This window comes from Microbacterium sp. Se5.02b, from assembly GCF_019464375.1.
Lineage (GTDB): Bacteria > Actinomycetota > Actinomycetes > Actinomycetales > Microbacteriaceae > Microbacterium.
This window is the reverse complement of sequence record NZ_CP080491.1, coordinates 1,961,459-1,980,495: the sequence shown is the minus strand read 5'-3', so window position 1 is coordinate 1,980,495 and position 19,037 is coordinate 1,961,459. Positions and strand designations below refer to the sequence as shown.

17 protein-coding genes, 1 tRNA gene and 1 pseudogene are annotated in these 19,037 nt (G+C 67.3%); 6 read left to right on the top strand and 13 right to left on the bottom strand.

All coding sequences use genetic code 11. The features are described from left to right. Positions 1 to 28: 28 nt before the first annotated feature. Positions 29 to 102, bottom strand: a tRNA-Ile gene (locus tag K1X59_RS09800). Between the two features lie 30 nt (positions 103 to 132). Further along, positions 133 to 669: a gamma carbonic anhydrase family protein gene (locus tag K1X59_RS09795; RefSeq protein ID WP_183152660.1), complete on the bottom strand. Its 537-nt coding sequence runs from the start codon at positions 667 to 669 to the stop codon at positions 133 to 135. A gap of 130 nt (positions 670 to 799) precedes the next feature. Here K1X59_RS09795 and K1X59_RS09790 point away from each other — a divergent pair, with 130 nt between their 5' ends. Then, entirely contained in the window at positions 800 to 1,285 is a 486-nt protein-coding gene (locus K1X59_RS09790; protein WP_183152659.1) for a Dps family protein, read from the top strand. A gap of 64 nt (positions 1,286 to 1,349) precedes the next feature. On the opposite strand, the gene K1X59_RS09785 is transcribed toward K1X59_RS09790, so the two are convergent. The 6 genes from K1X59_RS09785 to K1X59_RS09760 all read right to left on the bottom strand — a co-directional run bounded on the left by K1X59_RS09785 (position 1,350) and on the right by K1X59_RS09760 (position 7,817). Continuing rightward, a complete protein-coding gene (locus K1X59_RS09785; protein ID WP_220174170.1) occupies positions 1,350 to 2,846 on the bottom strand; it encodes an amidohydrolase in 1,497 nt (498 codons plus the stop codon). Further along, the gene (locus K1X59_RS09780; protein WP_183152658.1) at positions 2,843 to 3,484 is read right to left on the bottom strand and encodes an FMN-binding negative transcriptional regulator; all 642 of its coding nucleotides are present in this window, start codon (positions 3,482 to 3,484) and stop codon (positions 2,843 to 2,845) included. Before K1X59_RS09780 ends, K1X59_RS09785 begins: the two co-directional genes overlap by 4 nt. A 40-nt stretch (positions 3,485 to 3,524) precedes the next feature. Then, the gene (locus tag K1X59_RS09775) at positions 3,525 to 5,009 is read right to left on the bottom strand and encodes a sodium:alanine symporter family protein (RefSeq protein WP_183152657.1); all 1,485 of its coding nucleotides are present in this window, start codon (positions 5,007 to 5,009) and stop codon (positions 3,525 to 3,527) included. Between the two features lie 96 nt (positions 5,010 to 5,105). After that, complete coding sequence (locus tag K1X59_RS09770) at positions 5,106 to 6,104, bottom strand: Fpg/Nei family DNA glycosylase (protein ID WP_183152656.1); 999 nt, start codon at positions 6,102 to 6,104, stop codon at positions 5,106 to 5,108. Position 6,105: 1 nt separating this feature from the next. After that, positions 6,106 to 6,591: a ribose-5-phosphate isomerase gene (locus tag K1X59_RS09765; RefSeq protein ID WP_183152655.1), complete on the bottom strand. Its 486-nt coding sequence runs from the start codon at positions 6,589 to 6,591 to the stop codon at positions 6,106 to 6,108. A 38-nt stretch (positions 6,592 to 6,629) separates the two neighbouring features. Beyond that, positions 6,630 to 7,817, bottom strand: coding sequence for a ferrochelatase (locus K1X59_RS09760; RefSeq protein ID WP_183152654.1), 1,188 nt, complete (start codon positions 7,815 to 7,817; stop codon positions 6,630 to 6,632). A 169-nt stretch (positions 7,818 to 7,986) separates the two neighbouring features. Here K1X59_RS09760 and pepN point away from each other — a divergent pair. The 4 genes and pseudogenes from pepN (at position 7,987) to K1X59_RS09740 (ending at position 13,866) form a co-directional block, all read left to right on the top strand. Further along, positions 7,987 to 10,538 (top strand): annotated as a pseudogene (pepN, locus tag K1X59_RS09755) (aminopeptidase N). 147 nt (positions 10,539 to 10,685) lie between these two features. Continuing rightward, complete coding sequence (locus K1X59_RS09750) at positions 10,686 to 11,759, top strand: mechanosensitive ion channel family protein (protein WP_183152798.1); 1,074 nt, start codon at positions 10,686 to 10,688, stop codon at positions 11,757 to 11,759. After that, the gene (locus K1X59_RS09745; RefSeq protein WP_183152652.1) at positions 11,756 to 12,205 is read left to right on the top strand and encodes a globin; all 450 of its coding nucleotides are present in this window, start codon (positions 11,756 to 11,758) and stop codon (positions 12,203 to 12,205) included. Before K1X59_RS09750 ends, K1X59_RS09745 begins: the two co-directional genes overlap by 4 nt. Beyond that, on the top strand, positions 12,202 to 13,866 hold the full coding sequence (locus K1X59_RS09740; protein ID WP_183152651.1) for an FAD-binding dehydrogenase: 1,665 nt from the start codon (positions 12,202 to 12,204) through the stop codon (positions 13,864 to 13,866). The genes K1X59_RS09745 and K1X59_RS09740 overlap by 4 nt, the downstream gene beginning before the upstream one ends. Before the next feature lie 106 nt (positions 13,867 to 13,972). On the opposite strand, the gene K1X59_RS09735 is transcribed toward K1X59_RS09740, so the two are convergent. Further along, entirely contained in the window at positions 13,973 to 14,638 is a 666-nt protein-coding gene (locus tag K1X59_RS09735) for a hypothetical protein (RefSeq protein ID WP_183152650.1), read from the bottom strand. A 50-nt stretch (positions 14,639 to 14,688) separates the two neighbouring features. Between K1X59_RS09735 and K1X59_RS09730 the strand changes: the two genes are divergently transcribed. Further along, a complete protein-coding gene (locus tag K1X59_RS09730; protein WP_183152649.1) occupies positions 14,689 to 15,579 on the top strand; it encodes an acyl-CoA thioesterase II in 891 nt (296 codons plus the stop codon). Positions 15,580 to 15,609: 30 nt separating this feature from the next. Here K1X59_RS09730 and K1X59_RS09725 read toward each other — a convergent pair whose 3' ends face one another. The 4 genes from K1X59_RS09725 to K1X59_RS09710 form a co-directional block, all read right to left on the bottom strand. Next, entirely contained in the window at positions 15,610 to 16,095 is a 486-nt protein-coding gene (locus K1X59_RS09725; RefSeq protein ID WP_183152648.1) for a thioesterase family protein, read from the bottom strand. A 7-nt stretch (positions 16,096 to 16,102) separates the two neighbouring features. Beyond that, positions 16,103 to 17,782, bottom strand: a complete 1,680-nt coding sequence (gene ettA, locus K1X59_RS09720; RefSeq protein ID WP_183152647.1) for an energy-dependent translational throttle protein EttA — start codon at positions 17,780 to 17,782, stop codon at positions 16,103 to 16,105. 63 nt (positions 17,783 to 17,845) lie between these two features. Further along, on the bottom strand, positions 17,846 to 18,346 hold the full coding sequence (locus K1X59_RS09715; RefSeq protein WP_183152646.1) for a DUF6993 domain-containing protein: 501 nt from the start codon (positions 18,344 to 18,346) through the stop codon (positions 17,846 to 17,848). A gap of 83 nt (positions 18,347 to 18,429) precedes the next feature. Further along, the gene (locus tag K1X59_RS09710; protein ID WP_183152645.1) at positions 18,430 to 18,945 is read right to left on the bottom strand and encodes a single-stranded DNA-binding protein; all 516 of its coding nucleotides are present in this window, start codon (positions 18,943 to 18,945) and stop codon (positions 18,430 to 18,432) included. Positions 18,946 to 19,037 lie beyond the last annotated feature (92 nt).

The window sequence follows — 19,037 nt, the reverse complement described above, 5'->3', positions numbered from 1 at the left end:
TTCGAGCGGAAATGCGCGGGCTGCGAAGTAGGGCGGGCGGGACTTGAACCCGCGATCGTTGGGTTATGAGCCCACTGCCTTAACCAGCTTGGCCACCGCCCCGTACGCGCTCAAGCCTAGCGCCAGGGGTGGTCAGAGCCGTGTCGCAGCGTCGTGAGTCCCGACGTGTCCGAGATAGGCATCGGCGTTCCCGATCAGTCCCGCACGTTCGTCGTCGCTGAGGGCGCGGCGGACCTTCGCCGGCACACCGGCGACCAGCGAGCCGGCGGGGATCTCGGAGCCGCCGAGCACCACCGCGCCTGCGGCGATCAGGCAGCCGGCACCGATCACGGCTCCGCTGAGGACAACCGCTCCCATGCCGATGAGAGAGCCTTCGCCGATCGTGCACCCGTGCACCACCGCATTGTGTCCGATCGACACGTTCGCGCCGACCATGACGGGGTGCCCGGAATCCACATGCACCGAGACGTTGTCCTGGACGTTCGCGCCGGGACCGATGACGATCCCCGCGGAGTCTCCCCTGAGCACCGCGTTGTACCAGACGCTGCTGTCGGCCCCCAACAACACGTCGCCGACGATGCGTGCACCGTCGGCGACGAACGCCGTGTCGTCGATGGACGGCACGCGGTTCGGCAAGGCGAGGACCGAGGCTCCGGAGGCGATGCTCATGAGGCGAGACTACCCTCACTTCCGCGGAATCACGCGGAAGTGAGCCGAGCCTCAGCTTGCTTGCGGAATGTCTCAGGCTGAGTAGCGTTGTCTTCATCAGATACGAGAATTCGTTCCGGAGGAGCACAAGATGAGCAAGGCACAGACCGTTTCCACCACCGCCATCGACCCGACCGTGGCTGCAGGGGCGGCCCAGTTCCTCTCCCCTGTCGTCCTCGGCCTGCAGGCGTTGACCATCAACGGCAAGCAGGCGCACTGGCACGTGCGCGGCGCCAATTTCGTCGGGGTCCACGAGCTTCTCGACACGATCGTCGCCCACGCCGGGGATTTCGCCGACACCGCGGCAGAGCGGATCGTCGCGCTCGGCCTGCCGATCGACGCGCGTGTGAGTGCCGTCGCCGAGAAGTCCGGCGCGACCACCGTGCCCGCGGGCTTCACGCAGTCCGACGAGCTGATCCGCGCCGTCATCGCCGACATCGACGCGATCCTGACCGATGTCAAGGCGGCCGTCGAAGGCCTGGACGAGGTGGACCTGACCAGCCAGGACGTCGCGATCGAGATCCAGCGTGGCCTCGAGAAGGACCGCTGGTTCCTGGTGTCGCACATCGCCGCCTGAACAGCTTCATAAGAAGGGCCGGTTCTCCGTCGAGGAGAACCGGCCCTTCGCCTGTCGGCGACCGCTAGCTCGAGTGGGTGACTCGCCCTCCCAGCAGAGTCGCTCTCACCGGCATGGTCCGGAGCTCCGCGCCGTTCGCGGTGCGGGGGTCCACACCGCACAGCGCCAGGTCTGCCGGTGCACCGGGGCGGAGGGCTGTCCGTACGCTCGCCGCGAGCGCCTCGTCGACGGTGATGCGCTCCTCCGGATGCCACGGAGCGCGATCGTCGTCCGTCCGCGACACGGCTGCCGAGATCGCGTGCCACGGATCGAGCTCGGACACCGGGGCGTCCGATCCGAAGCGAAGCTCCGCACCGGCATCCCGCAACGAGGCGAGCGGGTAGCCGATCGCCGTCTGCTCACGCCAATGACGGTCCACGAGGTCGCGGTCGTCGACGGCGTGCTGCGGCTGGACGCTGGCGACGATGCCCAGACGTGCGAACCGCGCGAGATCGGTGTGCCGAACGAGCTGCACGTGCTCGATCGAACCGACCGCACCGGTGCTCGTGAAAGCGTCGAGTGCCGATGTCACTGCCCGATCGCCGATCGCGTGCACAGCGACGGACAGACCCGCCCCGGTCGCGCGGGTCAACAACGCCACGAGTTCGTCGGAGGGCACGGTCAACATGCCGAAGTTCTCCGGATCACCGGGATAGGCATGAGAGCACGCCGCGGTCCGCGTGCCGAGTGAACCGTCTGTGATGACCTTCAAGGGTCCGACGTGCACGAGCCCGTGTCCGGCCTCCGGCGTGTCGGGTGACTCCCGCACCTCGCCGGTGCGCAGCTCCGCGGCGATGGCCCGATCGAGGTCGAACGGGTACACGGCGAATTCGACCCGATGGGATGCGAAGCCGCCCTCGATTCGCCGCGGCCACGCCTCAGCGCTCCACGCCATGTCGAAATCGACGAGGCCGGTGACGCCCCGTGCAGCAGCCTGCTCGCCGGCGCGAGCCATCGCCCGGTCGCCATGAGCAGCGTCGACAGCGTTCAGGCGACGCGAGATCTCGAACGCCTCGGTTTCGCGCAGGATCCCGTCGTCACCGCGGAAACCCTCACGCGCGAGCGCTGCGCTGTTGAGCCAGACGCTGTGCACGTCGGCATTGATGAGATAGGTCGGGACCAATCCCGTGGCCGCATCCAGCAGGGCGAGCGAGGGTCGGTCCGCCCACATGGCGTCTCGGAATCCGGTGCCAACGCGACGTCCGTCCGGGAGCGGATCGACCCCGCTCATCGCGCGCGCGGCCTCCGCCGCGGATTCGACATGCCCGAGGGGTGCGCGCTCCGATGTCAGCGCCCACTGCACCGTGTGGACATGGTTGTCCCAGAGCCCCGGGACAACCCACGCTCCGTCGGCTTCGAGCACCTCGCCGTGGGCAGCGAGAGCTCCGGTCGGCGCGATGTCGGCGATGCGACCGTCGACGATGTGCACGTCGACCGGCTCGTCATCGATCAGGAACTCACGCCCCGGCCCGGCGATCCTGACAGCGCGGACGGTGCCGATGAGCGCTCCGCGGTCGATCACTGCTGCACGCCCCGCCGCGCGTCCTGTGCACGGCGCATCTCCGCCGCCAGATCCGCATTCGCGTACGGACCCGGCGCGGAGAGCGCGGCGATCACGGTCTCGATCGTCTCCGCGGATTTGTTCTGGCTGAGCTTCCGCTTGGCGACGACTCGTGTCGGGGTCAGCCGGAAGCCCACGGTCCCGGCGGCGAGTCGCTGGACGAACGCGGTGTCATTCGGCCGCTCCCACATCATCCGTGGATCCGGCATCCGCGATTCGAATCGGGCCACCAGCTGGTCGAGCACGGCGAGGTTCTCCTCCTCGGTCAAGATCTCGGGCACTCCGCTCAGGTGCACGGCGGTGTAGTTCCACGTCGGCACCGCAGGCACGTCGCCGTACCAACCAGGCGACACGTAACCGTGTGGCCCCTGGAAGACGACGAGCAGCTCGCGTTCTCCCAGGCCATGGATGAGGTCATCCGGGCGCCCGACATGGCCGACGACCGTCAGGTCGTCGCGCGACTCGTCCAGGAGCACCACGTAGTGCGACGCGACCAGACCGTCATCGCCCGCGCTCGTGATGGTCGCCCAGGGATTCCCCTCGACCACTCGGCGCATCTCGGTCACATCGGCCAGCGTGAAGCTGGGGTTCTGTCGCATACGAACAGCCTAGAGCCGAGATGCGGACTGGCCCCGCGTCTCAGCCCCGGCGGCGTGGGACTACCGGTACCGCCTGCGTCTTCCACTCCTCCCACCCTGGCGTGCCCGCCATGAACGACTCGATCTGATCGCGATCCGCCCGCAGCTTCGGGTCGTTGTCCAGGTACTTCTTCGTCTCCCTGGCGACGAGTCCGGAGAGGACCAGCAGGCCGATCAGGTTGGGAAGAGCCATCAGCCCGTTCATCGCGTCCGAGAATGCCCAGACCACGCCGAGCTGCACGGTGCAGCCGATGAAGACCACGAGGGAGAACAGGATCCGGAAAGGCATCACGGCGCGTCGTCCGATGAGGCGCTCGATGTTCCGCTCACCGTAATACGACCATCCCAGGATGGTCGACCCCGCGAACATCACCAGCCCCACCGTCACGATGATGTGCCCCCAGTCGCCCGGAAGCCCGTGGGAGAACGCAGCGCCGGTCATCAGGGCCGGGCTGAGCTGCTCCCCCGTCTCCGGATCGATCTCCTTCCAGGTGCCGGTCGAGATGATGACGAGACCCGTGCAGGTGACCACGATGATGGTGTCGATGAACGTCTGCGTCATCGACACCAGTCCCTGCCGGACCGGATGGCTCGTCTTCGCTGCGGCAGCAGCGATCGCAGCGGACCCCATTCCCGACTCGTTGGAGAAGATGCCTCGGGCGACGCCGAACTGCACGGCGACGATGATGGCCGAGCCGGCGAATCCGCCGACCGCGCTCGTCCCGGTGAACGCCTCCGAGAAGATCTGCGCGAAGGCAGCGGGAAGTGCACCGACGTTCGCGATCAGGATGTAGAGCGCCCCGAGCACGTAGAAGATGATCATGATCGGCACGAGACCGGCTGTGACGCGGCCGATGGACTTGATCCCACCGACCAGCACCACCATCGCGAAGGCGGTGAGGACGATGCCCGTCACCCAGGTCGGCACATCGAAGCTCGCCTCGAGATTCTGGGCGATCGAATTCCCCTGCGTCATGTTCCCGATGCCGAAACAGGCGATCACCGCGAACACGGCGAAGGAGAGCGCCAAGACCTTGCCGAACGGTCCGCGGATCCCACGCTCGAGGTAGTACTGGGGGCCGCCGGACTTCTCGCCCGCGTCATCTGTCTTGCGGAACCGCACCCCGAGGAAGGCCTCCGAGTACTTCGACGCCATTCCCAGGAGTCCGGTGATCCACATCCAGAAGAGTGCGCCGGGACCGCCGATGCCGATCGCCGTCGCGACACCGACGATGTTCCCGGTGCCCACGGTGGCAGCAAGCGCCGTGGTGAGCGCTTGGAACTGGGAGATGTCGCCATCTGCGCCCGGATCCTTGCGTGTGAGGAGTCCGAGACGCAGCGCCGAGCCGAGACGCACGAACTGCAGTCCCCCGAGTCGGATCGTGAGGTAGAGCCCCGTGCCGAGAAGCAGCGGGATGAGGAAGAACGGGCCCCAGATGAACCCGCTGACGTTCTCGAGGATGGTCTGGAGGGCAGTGAGATCCATATCGGCTCCTGTCTGTGGGGGCGCAAACGCTGTCACCATATTCACAGGGACCGGAATATGACGCGCCGATCGTCGCGCGTGTCCGATGAACCGGCGTCAGGCCTGGCAGCGCGGGCACCAGTACAGCTTGCGTGCCCCGATCTCCTCGAGAGCGATCTCGGTGCCGCATACACGACACGGCAGACCGGCGCGGTGATACACCCAGTGCCGGTCGTCACGGTTCGCCATCGCCGCCCGATAGTCCTCGCCGGTCAACCCGTCCATGGTCATCATCTGCCCGGTCTCGACACCCACGGCGAGCAGCCGCACCCAGTCGTGCCAAAGCGCGCGCACGACATCCTCCGGGACGTCCCGGCCAGGGGTGTGCGGGTTCAGGCGCTGCCGATACAGCATCTCGGCGCGGTACACGTTGCCGATGCCGCTCACGACGGATTGATCCATCAGCAGCAGCGCGATCACCGTCGACTTCTTGCGCACAGCTCGGACGAATCTCTCCTCGTTCTCGACCGGGTCGCCCACCAGCGGGTCCGGTCCGAGCTTCGCGATCGTGGCCAGCATCTCGTCCGGCGTCTGGAGGACGCACGCGGTCGGACCCCGGAGGTCGGCGGCGGTGATGTCGGTCATCAGGCGAAGACGGACCTGTCCGACGACCGGCGGCGGCCATTCCGCACCTTCGTCAGCCAAGCCCTTCGTCTGCTCGGACATCCGCACGTGCACGCGGGTGCGCCGGGGGGCGCCGATCGACGCGAGTGAGTTCTCTCCTGCGTCATCGAGGATCGGCTCGTCGAGCACGGTGCCGCGTTGATTCGTCTGCCCCATGCGGCCGTTGGCCGAGGCGATCGTCGGGTCGACGAGGATCTCTCCCGCGAAGTCCCACGCGCCGTAGAGCCCGAGGTGCACTCGCAGCCAGAGGTCGCCCTCCGTCTCGAGGAACATCTGCTTTCCGACGGCCTGCACACTCACAGCGGCCCGTCCGTCGAGAAGAGCCGCCCCTTCAGCGAAGCGGCCTTGCGGACTCGACGCACTCAGGGTCTTGCCGACGAAGTTGCGATCGAACTGCCGCGCGATCCGGTGTACGGAGTGACCCTCGGGCATGTCAGGCCCGCGGGTCCGGAAGCAGGGAGCCGTCGCGCTCGAAGTCCGCGATCTGGCCGATGCGGCGGATGTGGCGCTCGTCGCCCGAGAACGGCGTCGCGATGAATCGATCGATGAAGGCGGTCACGTCCTCGTAGGTGTGCTGGCGCGCACCGATCGAGATCACGTTCGCATCATTGTGCTCACGTGCGAGCTCGGCGGTCGAGAGGTTCCAGACGAGCGCGGCCCTGATACCTTCGACCTTGTTCGCCGCGATCTGCTCGCCGTTGCCGGAACCGCCGAAGACGACGCCCAGCGCCTCCACTCCTGCGCTCTGGTCGGCGACCACTGCCTGCGCGGCGCGGATGCAGAACGCCGGGTAGTCGTCCACCGCGTCGTACTCGATCGGGCCGTGGTCGACGACGTCGTGTCCTGCCCCGCGCAGATGGTCCTGCAGCTTCGTCGAGAAGTCGAGACCGGCATGATCGGTGGCGATGTGGATGCGCATGGCTCCCATCCTAGAAGTCGCGGATCACCGGCTGCGCCTCAGGGCGCGACGCCGGCTGCGGCGGGCTTGAACCCGACGCGGACGTTCTCGCAGCACCCCGGACGGCAGACGTCGAATCCCCCGGGCAACGACGTGACGTGCGCTCGCTCCTCGTTCGGACGGCCCCGAAGGCGCTCTTCGATCAGATCGACGATGCCCGAGACGAATGCCGGTCGCACACCCGGCGTCGGTGTGCGGGTGAACGCGAGGTCCGCCTCTTCCGCGGCCTCGGCCGCCTCCGTGTCGAGATCCCAGAGAACCTCCATGTGGTCGCTCATGAATCCCACCGGAACCACGATGACGGCCTTGCGGCCGCGGGCGGGCAGTTCCCCGATGACGTCGCACACATCCGGCTCCAGCCACGGCTGCGAAGGGGGGCCGGAACGCGACTGGTAGACCAGCTCCCACGGCACATCCGCTGCTGCGGGAAGAGCGGCGCGCACCTGGTCCATGGTCCATGCCGCGACGGCGAGGTGCTGCGCGGCGTAGGCGCCGCCCTCCCCTCCCCAGTCGATGTCGCGGGCGCCCGAGCGCTCGGCGTCGGCAGTGGGGATGCTGTGCGTGGAGAAGAGGACCTGGATCTCGATCGCCGCGATGCCCTGATCGAGATAACCCTGCACGGACTCGCGCACGCCGGCCTCGAAGGCCTCGACGAACCCGGGGTGGTCGTAGAAGGGGCGGATCTTGTCGATCGTCACGCTCTCTCCGAGGCCCGTCTCGGTCAGCACGCGTGCGAAGTCCTCGCGGTACTGGCGGCAACTGGAGAAGGAGCTGTACGCGCTGGTCGCGAATGCGAGCAAGGTCGTGTGGCCGTTCGCCGCAGCCTCGGGGACGACATCCTCGAGGTAGGGACCCCAGTTGCGGTTGCCCCAGTACACCGGCAGGTCGATGCCGCGCTCGACGAGTGCATTCTCGAGCGCTTCCTTCAGCACCCGGTTCTGGCCGTTGATCGGACTCACGCCGCCGAAGTGCCGGTAGTGATGTGCCACCTCCTCCAGCCGCTCGTCCGGGATGCCACGACCTCGTGTGACGTTCCGCAGGAACGGGATCACGTCTTCCTGCCCCTCGGGCCCGCCGAAGCTCGCCAGCAGGATGGCGTCGTAGTCGACCGGAGTCGGCACGAAGGGTGCGCCGTCCGCGGCGGCGGGCGAAGCAAAGGGAACGACATTCGGCTCGATCGCAGTCACCCTCTCATCTTCCCACCTCCACGGCGAGCCGATGTCCGCGTCTCCTGCATCCCGGTAGCGGAATCGGAACGTGAGCGGATCCTTCGCTCTGGCGTAGGCTGTCATGGTTGCCGTCGGCGCCAACTGCGCCCAGCCGCGGTGACGTCCCCTCACCCCTGGGAGTACAGCTGTGCCTGGAGAGAACCTCACCCGTGTCGAAGCGCAGGAGCGCCGCAGCGTCATCGACACGCAGTCCTACGAAGTCGCCCTCGACCTGACCAAGGGCGCCGAGATCTTCGGCTCCCGCAGCGTCGTGCGCTTCACGGCGACGCCGGAGAGCTTCACCTTCATCGACCTCATCGCCCGCGACGTCCGGGAGATCTCGCTCAACGGCGAGCAGCTCGACCCGAACGAGGTCTTCGCCGACTCGCGCATCGCGCTCACGGGGCTCCAGGCGGAGAACGTCCTGGTGGTCGACGCCGACTGCCTCTACACGAACACCGGTGAGGGCCTGCACCGCTTCGTCGATCCTGTCGACGGTGAGGTCTACCTGTACTCGCAGTTCGAGGTGCCGGACTCCCGACGCGTGTTCGCGGTCTTCGAGCAGCCCGACCTGAAGGCGACGTTCCAGTTCACGGTGACGGCGCCTGCCGCGTGGAAGGTCGTCTCCAACTCCCCCACTCCCGAGCCCATCGTGCATGACGACGACGTCACGGCGACCTGGGGCTTCGAGCCGACGCCGCGCATCTCCTCGTACATCACGGCCCTCGTCGCAGGACCGTACGAGTCGACGTTCTCGGAGTTGACGAGCGCTTCGGGTCGCGTGATCCCGCTCGGCGTCTACGGCCGCAAGAGCCTGTGGCAGCACCTCGACGCCGACTACATCTTCGACAAGACCCGCGAGGGCTTCGCCTACTTCGAGTCGAAGTTCGGCGTCCCGTACCCGTTCGCGAAGTACGACCAGCTCTTCGTGCCCGAGTTCAATGCGGGTGCCATGGAGAACGCCGGCGCGGTGACGTTCACAGAGACCTATGTCTTCCGCAGCAAGGTGACCGACGCCGTCAAGGAGCGTCGCGTCGTCACGATCCTGCACGAGCTGGCCCACATGTGGTTCGGCGACCTCGTCACCATGAAGTGGTGGAACGACCTCTGGCTCAACGAGTCGTTCGCCGAGTGGGCATCGACCATCGCCACCGCAGAGGCCACGGAGTGGACCGAGGCGTGGACGACCTTCAACGCCATGGAGAAGACCTGGGCCTACCGTCAGGACCAGCTCCCCTCGACGCACCCGATCGTCGCCGAGATCAACGACCTCGAAGACGTGCAGGTCAACTTCGACGGCATCACCTACGCCAAGGGCGGTTCCGTCCTGAAACAGCTCGCCGCCTGGGTCGGCATCGAGGCGTTCTTCGCGGGTGTCTCGCAGTACTTCCAGAAGCACTCCTGGGGCAACACCGAGCTGAGCGACCTTCTCGCGGAGCTCGAGGCGACAAGCGGTCGCGAGCTGAGCACCTGGTCGAAGAAATGGCTCGAGACCGCGGGCGTCAACACGCTCGAACCGGTCATCGCAGAGGACAACGACGGCGCGATCTCTCGCTTCGCCATCACGCAGACCGCCCCCGCCGACTACCCCACGATCCGTCCGCATCGCCTCGGCATCGGCTTCTACACCTTGGCCGACGGCTTGCTCACGCGTACGCACTACCTCGAGGTGGACGTCGACGGCGATCGCACCGAGGTCCCCGAACTGCACGGGATCGCACGCCCCGACCTCGTCCTCCTCAACGACAACGACCTCGCATACACGAAGATCCGCCTCGACGAGAGGTCGCTCGCCACCGCGATCGCCCACGTGGCGGACATCCACGACCCGCTGGCGCGTTCCCTGGTGTGGGGCGCCGCATGGGACCAGACGCGCGACGCCGAGACCGGCGCCTCCGCGTACATCGACCTCGTCCTCGGGAACATCGGCAGCGAGTCCGAGTCCACCACGGTGCGCACCACGCTGGCGCAGCTGCGCACCGCGGCGACCCTGTATGTGGCCCCTCACCAGCGCGAGGCCGCGCGACTCAAGATCGCCGACGGCCTCTGGGCGCTCGCCGAGTCGGCCGAAGCCGGCAGCGACAGCCAGCTGCAGTTCGTCACCGCATTCGCGAACGCCCTTGTGACGCCTGAGCACGCCGGCATCATCGGGCGTCTGCGGTCGGGCGAGGAGACGCTCCCGGGCTCGAGATCGACGCCGATCTGAACTGGCAGCTGCTCGTCGGCCTTGCCACGATCGGTGCGACCGACGCCGCCACGATCGACAATGCTCTGGCCGCCGACAACACCGCCAAGGGCGCCGAGTTCGCCGCGCAGGCTCGCGCCGCCCTGCCCGACTCCGCGTCGAAGAACGCCGCCTGGGACTCGCTCATCGAGCGCGACGACGCACCGAACACGATCGTGCGCTCTGCGGCGCTCGGCTTCGTGCACCCGGCGGGCGCGTCCGTCCTCGGCGAGTTCGTCCCGAAGTACTTCGACATGCTCCTGCCCGTGTGGGAGTCGCGCAGCTACCAGATCGCGCAGTACCTCGTCGTCGGCCTGTTCCCCACTGCGCTCGCAGACGTCGCCCTCCGTGACGCCACGCGCTCCTGGCTCGCTGCCAACCAGGACGCCCCGCCCGCACTCCGACGCCTCGTCCTGGAGAACCTGGCAGACGTCGAGCGGGCCCTCGCTGCCCAGGCGCGCGACGCCGAGGACTGAGCGCCCGAGGCATCCGTCACGGAGACCATCCGTCCTGTCGCAGGCGTGTCGCACCACGACGCGGCGCGATCCCGGGGCGGATGGCCTCCGCTCGGGCGCTGACACCGTCCAGCCGACGCAGAGGCCCGATCGATAGGATCGTGGGTGATGATCCTTCCCTTCGATGTCACTGAACCGCCGACGGAGACCCCCCTCCCCGACTGGCTGGTCGGCCTGCTCGACGTGCTCGGCAAAGTCGGGATGAAGGCTCTCGCCGTCGCTCTGATCATCATCAGTTGCGTCGTGATCGGTCTCATCCTGCGCCTGGTCATCCGCCGCGTCGTGCACCGTATCGTCGACAGCGCGAAGAACAAGGCCTCGGTCGACGACACGCAGGCCCTCGAGCGCTCGCCGCTCGCCGACATGCGTCTGGTGCAGCGGACTCGCACGCTCGGCACGATCCTGCAGAACATCGTCAACGTGATGCTCGTCGTGATCGCGATCGTGCTCATCGTCAACGCTCTCGACTCGAGCCTCCTCGGCTCACTGACCCTGCTGACGGCGGCCGTCGGCGCCGGACTCGGTTTCGGCGCGCAGAACATCGTCAAGGACGTGCTCAACGGCATGTTCCTGGTCGCAGAGGACCAGATCGGCATCGGCGACGTGGTCGATCTCGGTCTTGCGAGCGGTGTCGTCGAATACGTCAGCGTCCGCATCACGCAGGTCCGCGACGTCAACGGCACCCTCTGGTACGTCCGCAACGGCGAGGTCACCCGCATCGGCAACATGTCGCAGGGGTGGGCGCGATCGATCATCGACATCGGCGTCCCCGCCGACTCCGATCTCGACCAGGTCGAGCACATCATGCTCGAGACCGCACAGGGACTCGCGAAGGACCCGAAGTGGCGCACCCGCATCATCGAGAAGCCGGAGCTGTGGGGACTCGAGTCGGTCGACGGCGACGCCCTGGTCGTACGCATCGTGATCAAGGCGCGCGCGAACGCGAAGGATGACGTCGCGCAGGAGCTCCGCCGCCGCCTCCGGGCTGCGCTCCTGGAGAAGGATATCGGCGTTCCGCGCATGTCCGACGTGGTGCCGACGGGCCTCGATGGAGCACGCCGGGTCCGAGGCGCGAATCCGCCGCGGACAAGACCCAACGCGGTCACCGGGGTACCGGTCATCCCCGACCGCGGCATTTGGCGTCGCAAGAAGCCGACAGACGACGGGAGCCCGCAGAAGTGACGTTCTATGACGAGGTCGGAGGGCACGACACCTTCCGGAAGATCGTGTCGGTGTTCTACCGAGAGGTCGCACTCGACCCCGTGATGAAGCCCATGTATCCCGAGGACGACCTCGGACCTGCTGAAGACCGGCTTCGGATGTTCCTCGAGCAGTACTGGGGAGGCCCGACCACCTACGGTGACACGCGCGGCCACCCTCGACTGCGAATGCGGCACATGCCCTTCCACATCGACACGGATGCGCGTGATCGTTGGCTTCGTCATATGCGCACGGCTGTGGACGAAGCGCAGTTGTCGCCCCTGCACGAATCGACGCTGTGGGACTACCTGGAGCGCGCCGCCTATGCCATGGTGAACACATTCGAGCCATCCGGGATCGGCGCCGCGCCCGGGGGGCGACCGACGATCGAGACCCGATCACGTCAGGAATCAACGGAGAAGCCATGACGACACAGCCCCTGTCCACAGATGTCCTGGTGATCGGGTGGGGGCTCGCGGGACTGGTCGCCGCCGCTGAGGCGCTCGATGCGGGAAAGCGCGTGATCCTGCTCGATCAGGAGCCGCGGACGAACCTCGGTGGTCAGGCCTGGTGGTCGTTCGGGGGCCTGTTCCTCATCGACTCCCCCGAACAGCGACGGTTCGGGATCAAGGACTCCCTGGAACTCGCGACACAGGACTGGTTCGGCAACGCCGGTTTCGACCGTCCTGAAGATGAGTGGCCTCGGCGCTGGGCGGAGGCGTATCTGCAGTTCGCCGCAGGCGAGAAGCGCTCCTGGCTTCGCGAACGCGGCGTCGGGTTCTTCCCGGTTGTCGGCTGGGCGGAACGCGGCGGCTACGGTGCGATCGGCCCCGGCAACTCCGTCCCGCGGTTCCACATCACCTGGGGCACCGGACCCGGTATCATCGCGCCCTTCGCCGCGGCAGTGGAGCAGGGCGAACGCGAAGGTCGACTGACGGTACTCCCTCGGCATCGGGTGACAGCGCTCATCGTGACCGACGGCGCGGTCGTGGGCGCGCAGGGTCGCATCCTCGCGAACAGCGGCGCGAAGCGGGGAGTCGTCTCCTCGCGCGACTCCATCGGCGAGTTCGAGATCACGGCACGGTCCACCGTCGTGTCCTCCGGCGGGATCGGCGGCAACCACGACCTCGTACGTGCTGCGTGGCCGGCACGCCTCGGCACGGCACCGACGCACATGCTCACCGGCGTTCCCGCATACGTGGACGGCTCCATGCATGCGGTGAGCGAGGCCGCGGGCGCGCGCCTGATCAACGGCGATCGGATGTGGCACTACGTCGAAGGCATCACGAACTGGGACCCGGTGTGGCCGTCCCATGGCATCCGCATCCTCCCCGGACCTTCTTCGCTCTGGCTCGATGCCACAGGCGTACGCCTCCCGGTCCCGCTGTTCCCCGGATTCGATACGCTCGGCACGCTCGAGCATCTGCGGAGGACAGGCCACGATCACTCCTGGTTCGTCACGTCGAGGCAGATCGTCGAGAAGGAGTTCGCCCTTTCCGGCAGTGAGCAGAATCCAGACCTCACCGGCAAGGACGTCGGCCTCCTCCTCAGGTCGCGGCTGGCGAAGGGTCCGACCGGGCCTGTGCAGTCGTTTCTCGACGAAGGCGAGGACTTCATCGTGGAGAACGACCTCGAATCTCTCCTGGAGCAGATGCAGCGGCATCAGGGCGGTGAACTCCTGGATATCGACAACGTCCGCCGCGAGGTCCTCGCCCGCGACAGGGAGATCGACAACAGCTTCACCAAGGATGCGCAGATCGGCATGCTGCGTTCCATGCGCGAGTACCGCGGCGACAAGCTGATCCGGACGGCGGTGCCGCACCGGCTGCAGGACCCGTCAGCGGGCCCGCTCGTCGCCGTCAAGCTGCACGTGCTGACTCGGAAGTCCCTCGGCGGCATCAACACCGATCTCGACGGACGCGCTCTCGATGCGCAGGGAGACCCGATCCCCGGTCTCTACGCCGCGGGTGAGGCGAGCGGATTCGGCGGCGGCGGGGTGCACGGTTACCGCGCACTGGAAGGCACCTTCCTCGGAGGGTGCCTGTTCTCCGGACGCACTGCGGGACGAGCAGCCGCAGGCGCGAGCTGACCTGTCGCTCGTGCCGCGCCCGGCGGCTCACCGGTGGCAGAGCGGAGAAGGTCCCGTCTACCACGAGAGACGTCGACCCTGCGATGTCGAGGCCGCGCGGCGGCGGTCAGTCCGAAGTGCCGGTGTCGCGGACGCCGGTCAACCCTGACGCGACGGGGCCGCGGGCCAGCACGTGACCGCGACGGAACGCCAACCGCGTCCAGCGTCCGGACCGCGTCACCGGAACCTGCTCCTCGCCGGAGATGAACCCCATCGCATCCGCTGCGAAGGCGATACCGCGCGGCAACCCGCCGAGATCGGGATCCGGCTCCCCCCACACCGCGGCACGAAGCGCGCGAACCGCCTCCTCCCCCGATCCGACTCCGGCACCGCGTGCCACGGCGGAGATCCCCCACTGTGCGCGCTGCGCGATGACCGACGCGGCCAGAGTCCCCTCCGACGTCCACCCGCCCCGGGGCGGCGCGATCCCCGCCCATGCCGGTGATAGTCCCGTATCGGGAAGGACCAGCTCGTCTGCTTCTTCGGTCGTCGACAGCCGATCCACGACGATGTCGCACTGAAGCTCCGGATCGGCGTGCACGATGCGCATCGCGAGAACCGTCGGCGTCTGATCGAACAGTCCGTGCGGCGCGAGGGCTGCGGTCGTCAGCGCGAGCACTCCACTCGCCGCCTGCAACCGCACGCCTTCGTCGGTGATTCTCGTCGCCCGCCCGACGAACGTGAGGACGTCCTTCGCGGTATCCGGGTCGGCGAGGAGGAGGTGATGCGGCACGCGTTCTAAACTACCAATGGAGCGGCATGTGCGGTCGCGGGGAGGAACTCATGAGCGCGACAGATCACGCCACCCGTACCGTCGAGCGACTGCTCGAGGTCCTCGATCTCGATGCGACACAGGCCAGGACGACAGAGGACATCTTCACAGGGGCCTCGCACCCGATGCCGAGCGGTCGCATCTACGGCGGCCAGGTGCTCGCCCAGACCCTGCTCGCCGCCGAGCGCACCCTTCCGGAGGACCGAGCGGTGCACTCGATGCACGGCTACTTCCTGCGTCCCGGCGACGCGAGTCACGGCATCACGATCGCCGTCGACCGCATCCACGACGGACGTTCGTTCTCGACGCGGCGGACGCAGGCGTATCAGAACGGTGTACCGATCTTCTCGATGATCGCATCGTTCCAGGACGGCGACCCCGGCGTCGAGCACGCGGAACCGATGCCGCAGGGCATCCCCGATCCTGAAGAGCTCGCTCCGGACGAGGAGCGCGTGCGAGGTCTCGCAGAGGCGACCACCCGGATGCTGGCCGAACGCGCCGCGGACATCCGTCACGTCGAGTCTCCCCTGTACGGCCCGAGCGGAGATGACCGCGTCGCCCGGCAGGCGGTGTGGATGCGCCTGCGTGCGCCTCTCCCCGACGACCAGCGGCTGCATCGCGCCGCTCTCGCCTATCTCAGCGACATGACCATCCAGGAATCGATCCTTCGCGCGCACGGCGTGTACTGGGCGCTGCCCGGCCTGAAGGTCGCCAGCCTCGATCACGCGATGTGGTGGCATCGACCGGCACGAGTGGACGACTGGCTGCTCTACGTGCAGGAGTCTCCGAATGCGCGCGGCGGTCGCGGACTCGCGACGGGGCGGATCTACGCGCGCGACGGCGCTCTGATCGCGAGCGTGGCGCAGGAGATCATGATCCGCGTGCCCGACGAACAGCCCTGACCCGCACGCCGCCTCCGAGAGACGGCCGACTCACCGGTGCGTGTACTCGATCGACGGACCGACGAAAGGCTCCCAGGCGTCGCGCATCTCCTGCGTGAGGCGGGTCGGCCGACCGGTCTGCGCGTCGACGAGAACGATGACCGCCGTCGACCGGGCGTAGAGCTGTCGTGGCTCTGCCGTGGGGTCGTTGTGGACCTCGTAGCAGACTTCGACACTCGAGCCGCCGAGCTTGCCGAACCACATCTGCACTTCGAGCGGGCGCCGCTGATAGGGCACCGGAGCGAGATACTCGATCTCCTGGCGGGCGATCAGCGTGAGGATGCCTTCGTCGATGCCGGAGTCGAGAACGGCGGTCGATGGCGCCGCTTCGCCGGGGCCCGCACGCCAGAATGCCCTGACACGCGCCTCTTCGAGGAGTTTCAACATCGAGGTGTTGTTCACGTGATTGAACGCATCCAGGTCACCCCAGCGGAGGTGGATCGGGATGTGCAGGCGCGACCCGGGCGAACTCGACACCTCAGCCTCAGTCGCGCGTCAGCTTGCGGTGCGTGGACCGATGCGGCTTCGCGGCGTCCGGGCCGAGGCGCTCGATCTTGTTCTCCTCGTACGCTTCGAAGTTGCCCTCGAACCAGTACCACTGATCGGGCTTCTCGTCGGTGCCTTCGTAGGCGAGGATGTGCGTCGCGATGCGGTCGAGGAACCACCGGTCGTGCGTGATGACCACGGCGCAACCGGGGAACTCGAGCAGCGCGTTCTCGAGCGAGCTCAGCGTCTCGACGTCGAGGTCGTTGGTCGGCTCGTCGAGAAGCAGCAGGTTGCCGCCCTCTTTCAGCGTCAGGGCGAGGTTGAGGCGGTTGCGCTCACCACCGGACAGGACGCCGGCCTTCTTCTGCTGGTCAGGTCCCTTGAAGCCGAACTTCGACACGTAGGCACGCGACGGGATCTCGGTCTTGCCGACCGTGATGTAGTCGAGTCCGTCGGACACGACCTCCCACAGCGTCTTGTTGGGATCGATGTTCGAGCGGGACTGATCGACGTAGCTGATCTTGACCGTCTCACCGATCTTCAGGTCGCCGCCGTCGAGCGGCTCCAGACCCACGATGGTCTTGAAGAGCGTGGTCTTGCCCACACCGTTCGGACCGATGACGCCGACGATGCCGTTCGGCGGCAGGCTGAAGCTCAGTCCGTCGATGAGGGAGCGGCCGTCGAAGCCCTTCTTCAGGTTCTTGGCCTCGATCACGACGCTGCCGAGACGCGGACCCGCGGGGATCTGGATCTCTTCGAAGTCGAGCTTCCTGGTGCGTTCCGCCTCAGACGCCATCTCCTCGTACCGGGCCAGACGGGCCTTCGACTTCGTCTGACGGCCCTTGGCGCTGGAGCGGACCCACTCGAGCTCCTCTTTGAGGCGCTTGGCGAGCTTCGCGTCTTTCTTACCCTGGATCTCGAGGCGCTCGCCCTTCTTCTCCAGATAGGTGGAGTAGTTGCCCTCATAGCCGATGAGGCGACCACGGTCGACTTCGGCGATCCACTCGGCGACGTGGTCGAGGAAGTACCGGTCGTGGGTGATCGCGATGACGGCACCCTTGTATGCCTGCAGATGCTGCTCGAGCCAGAGAACGCTCTCGGCGTCGAGGTGGTTGGTGGGCTCGTCGAGGAGCAGCAGGTCAGGCTTCTGCAGGAGCAGCTTCGCCAGAGCGACGCGACGCTTCTCACCGCCGGAGAGAGGGGCGATCGCTGCATCTCCGGGAGGTGTGCGGAGCGCATCCATCGCCTGCTCGAGCTGCGAGTCGAGATCCCAGCCGTCGGCCGCGTCGATCTCTTCCTGCAGCGAACCCATTTCGGCGAGCAGGGCGTCGAAGTCCGCCTCGGGGTCGGCCATGAGCGCGGAGATCTCGTTGAAACGGTCGACCTTCGCCTTGATCGCGATCCCATCCTGGATGTTCTCGAGGACGGTCTTGGTCTCGTCGAGCTCAGGCTCCTGCATCAGGATGCCGACGGTGAACCCGGGCGACAGCTTCGCCTCACCGTTGGAGGGAGTGTCCAGCCCGGCCATGATCTTGAGGATCGTCGACTTGCCCGCGCCGTTCGGACCGACCATGCCGATCTTGGCTCCGGGGAGGAACGCCATGGTGACGTCGTCGAGGATGAGCTTCTCGCCCACTGCCTTGCGCGCACGCACCATCGAGTAGATGTACTCAGCCACCGAAAACCGCTCCTTCTGTTGGCGTCGAAGATCGACACTCCAGCCTACCGGCCTCGCGTCATGTCACCAGTCGATCGGGCGCGTGGTGCCGACGAGGCAGCGCCCTTCCGCAAGCTGCGGCAAGACCGTCGTGACCACCTGACCTGTGGAGGGACCCACCTGTCCGACCAGACACTCGGTCTCTCCCCATCGCACCGAGAACTGCAGGCTCTCGGCGGGATTCCCGACCGTCGACCGGTCTTGCGTCACCTGCATAGCACCGCGGTCGAAACCCGCACCGATCAGCGCATCGATGTAGGCGCGCCCCGACCCTCGCTGATCGGTCGCCCAGACCCCCTCGGCGATCGCGGTGAACAACGGGAGGTTCTCTTCCGCGGTGCCGTCGGGCACCAGCACCGGTCCCGCGGGCGCCGAAGGTGCTGGGCTGGGCGACACCGCGGACGTCGGCGAGGCCGAGACCGACGGCTCCGCCGACGTGCAGCCGGACAGCAGAACGAGGGCGGCGACCGAGGCGGCGAAGACACCGACCGTACGCGCCGGCGAGGAGACCGATCGACGAAGCACGAGCCGAGTCTACGTCGGCGCTGTGGCTCGGATGCAGGGAGGCGCTGTCGCATGTGCTCGTGGCGGGTGGATTCCCCGGCACCTCACCGCGATTCCGTGATCGGCGTCGGATGCTCCCACGACAGGGCGAGCGGCGTGGTATCCGGTTCCTCGCCCTCGGGCCTCTGCGTGTCGTCCGCGGTCTCCTGAACCGCGACCGTCGCCGCGGAGCTCCGTGCGGCATCCGGCTCGCTGCTGGTCGATCGCGGCCGCGGTCGATAGGCCGTCGTACCCCACCGCAGATCATGCCCGATGGCGTCGGCCTCGATGTCGACGCTGGTGCCGTGTCTGCCGTTGCTCTCCCAGTCGCGGATCTTCAGCCGCCCGGTGACGATCACGCTGTCTCCCGTGCGCAGAGAAGCCTTCGCATTCTCGCCCAACTGCCGGAACGCGGCCACCGAGAACCAGTTGGTCCCCGAGTCCGACCATTCCTGAGTCGCGAGATCGAATCGTCGGTGCGTGCTCGCGACACGGAAGTTCGTGACGGGCACGCCTCCCGCCGTCTGCGCCTGCGTCGGGTCCGTGGCGACTCTTCCCACGATGGTGAGGGTGTCGATCATGTCTTGTCCTTTCGGTGACCGGAGCAGCAGTCGTCCGGGTCGCCCCAGCCTGCAGCACACGAGAGCGACTGCGGCACCTGTTTCCCGCGTTC

Excerpts from the sequence above, each read along its gene's own strand:
- K1X59_RS09795 (WP_183152660.1), bottom strand. The coding sequence starts at position 669 with ATGAGCATCGCCTCCGGAGCCTCGGTCCTCGCCTTGCCGAACCGCGTG.
- K1X59_RS09790 (WP_183152659.1), top strand. The coding sequence starts at position 800 with ATGAGCAAGGCACAGACCGTTTCCACCACCGCCATCGACCCGACCGTG.
- K1X59_RS09780 (WP_183152658.1), bottom strand. The coding sequence starts at position 3,484 with ATGCGACAGAACCCCAGCTTCACGCTGGCCGATGTGACCGAGATGCGC.
- K1X59_RS09775 (WP_183152657.1), bottom strand. The coding sequence starts at position 5,009 with ATGGATCTCACTGCCCTCCAGACCATCCTCGAGAACGTCAGCGGGTTC.
- K1X59_RS09770 (WP_183152656.1), bottom strand. The coding sequence starts at position 6,104 with ATGCCCGAGGGTCACTCCGTACACCGGATCGCGCGGCAGTTCGATCGC.
- K1X59_RS09765 (WP_183152655.1), bottom strand. The coding sequence starts at position 6,591 with ATGCGCATCCACATCGCCACCGATCATGCCGGTCTCGACTTCTCGACG.
- K1X59_RS09750 (WP_183152798.1), top strand. The coding sequence starts at position 10,686 with ATGATCCTTCCCTTCGATGTCACTGAACCGCCGACGGAGACCCCCCTC.
- K1X59_RS09740 (WP_183152651.1), top strand. The coding sequence starts at position 12,202 with ATGACGACACAGCCCCTGTCCACAGATGTCCTGGTGATCGGGTGGGGG.
- K1X59_RS09730 (WP_183152649.1), top strand. The coding sequence starts at position 14,689 with ATGAGCGCGACAGATCACGCCACCCGTACCGTCGAGCGACTGCTCGAG.
- K1X59_RS09710 (WP_183152645.1), bottom strand. The coding sequence starts at position 18,945 with ATGATCGACACCCTCACCATCGTGGGAAGAGTCGCCACGGACCCGACG.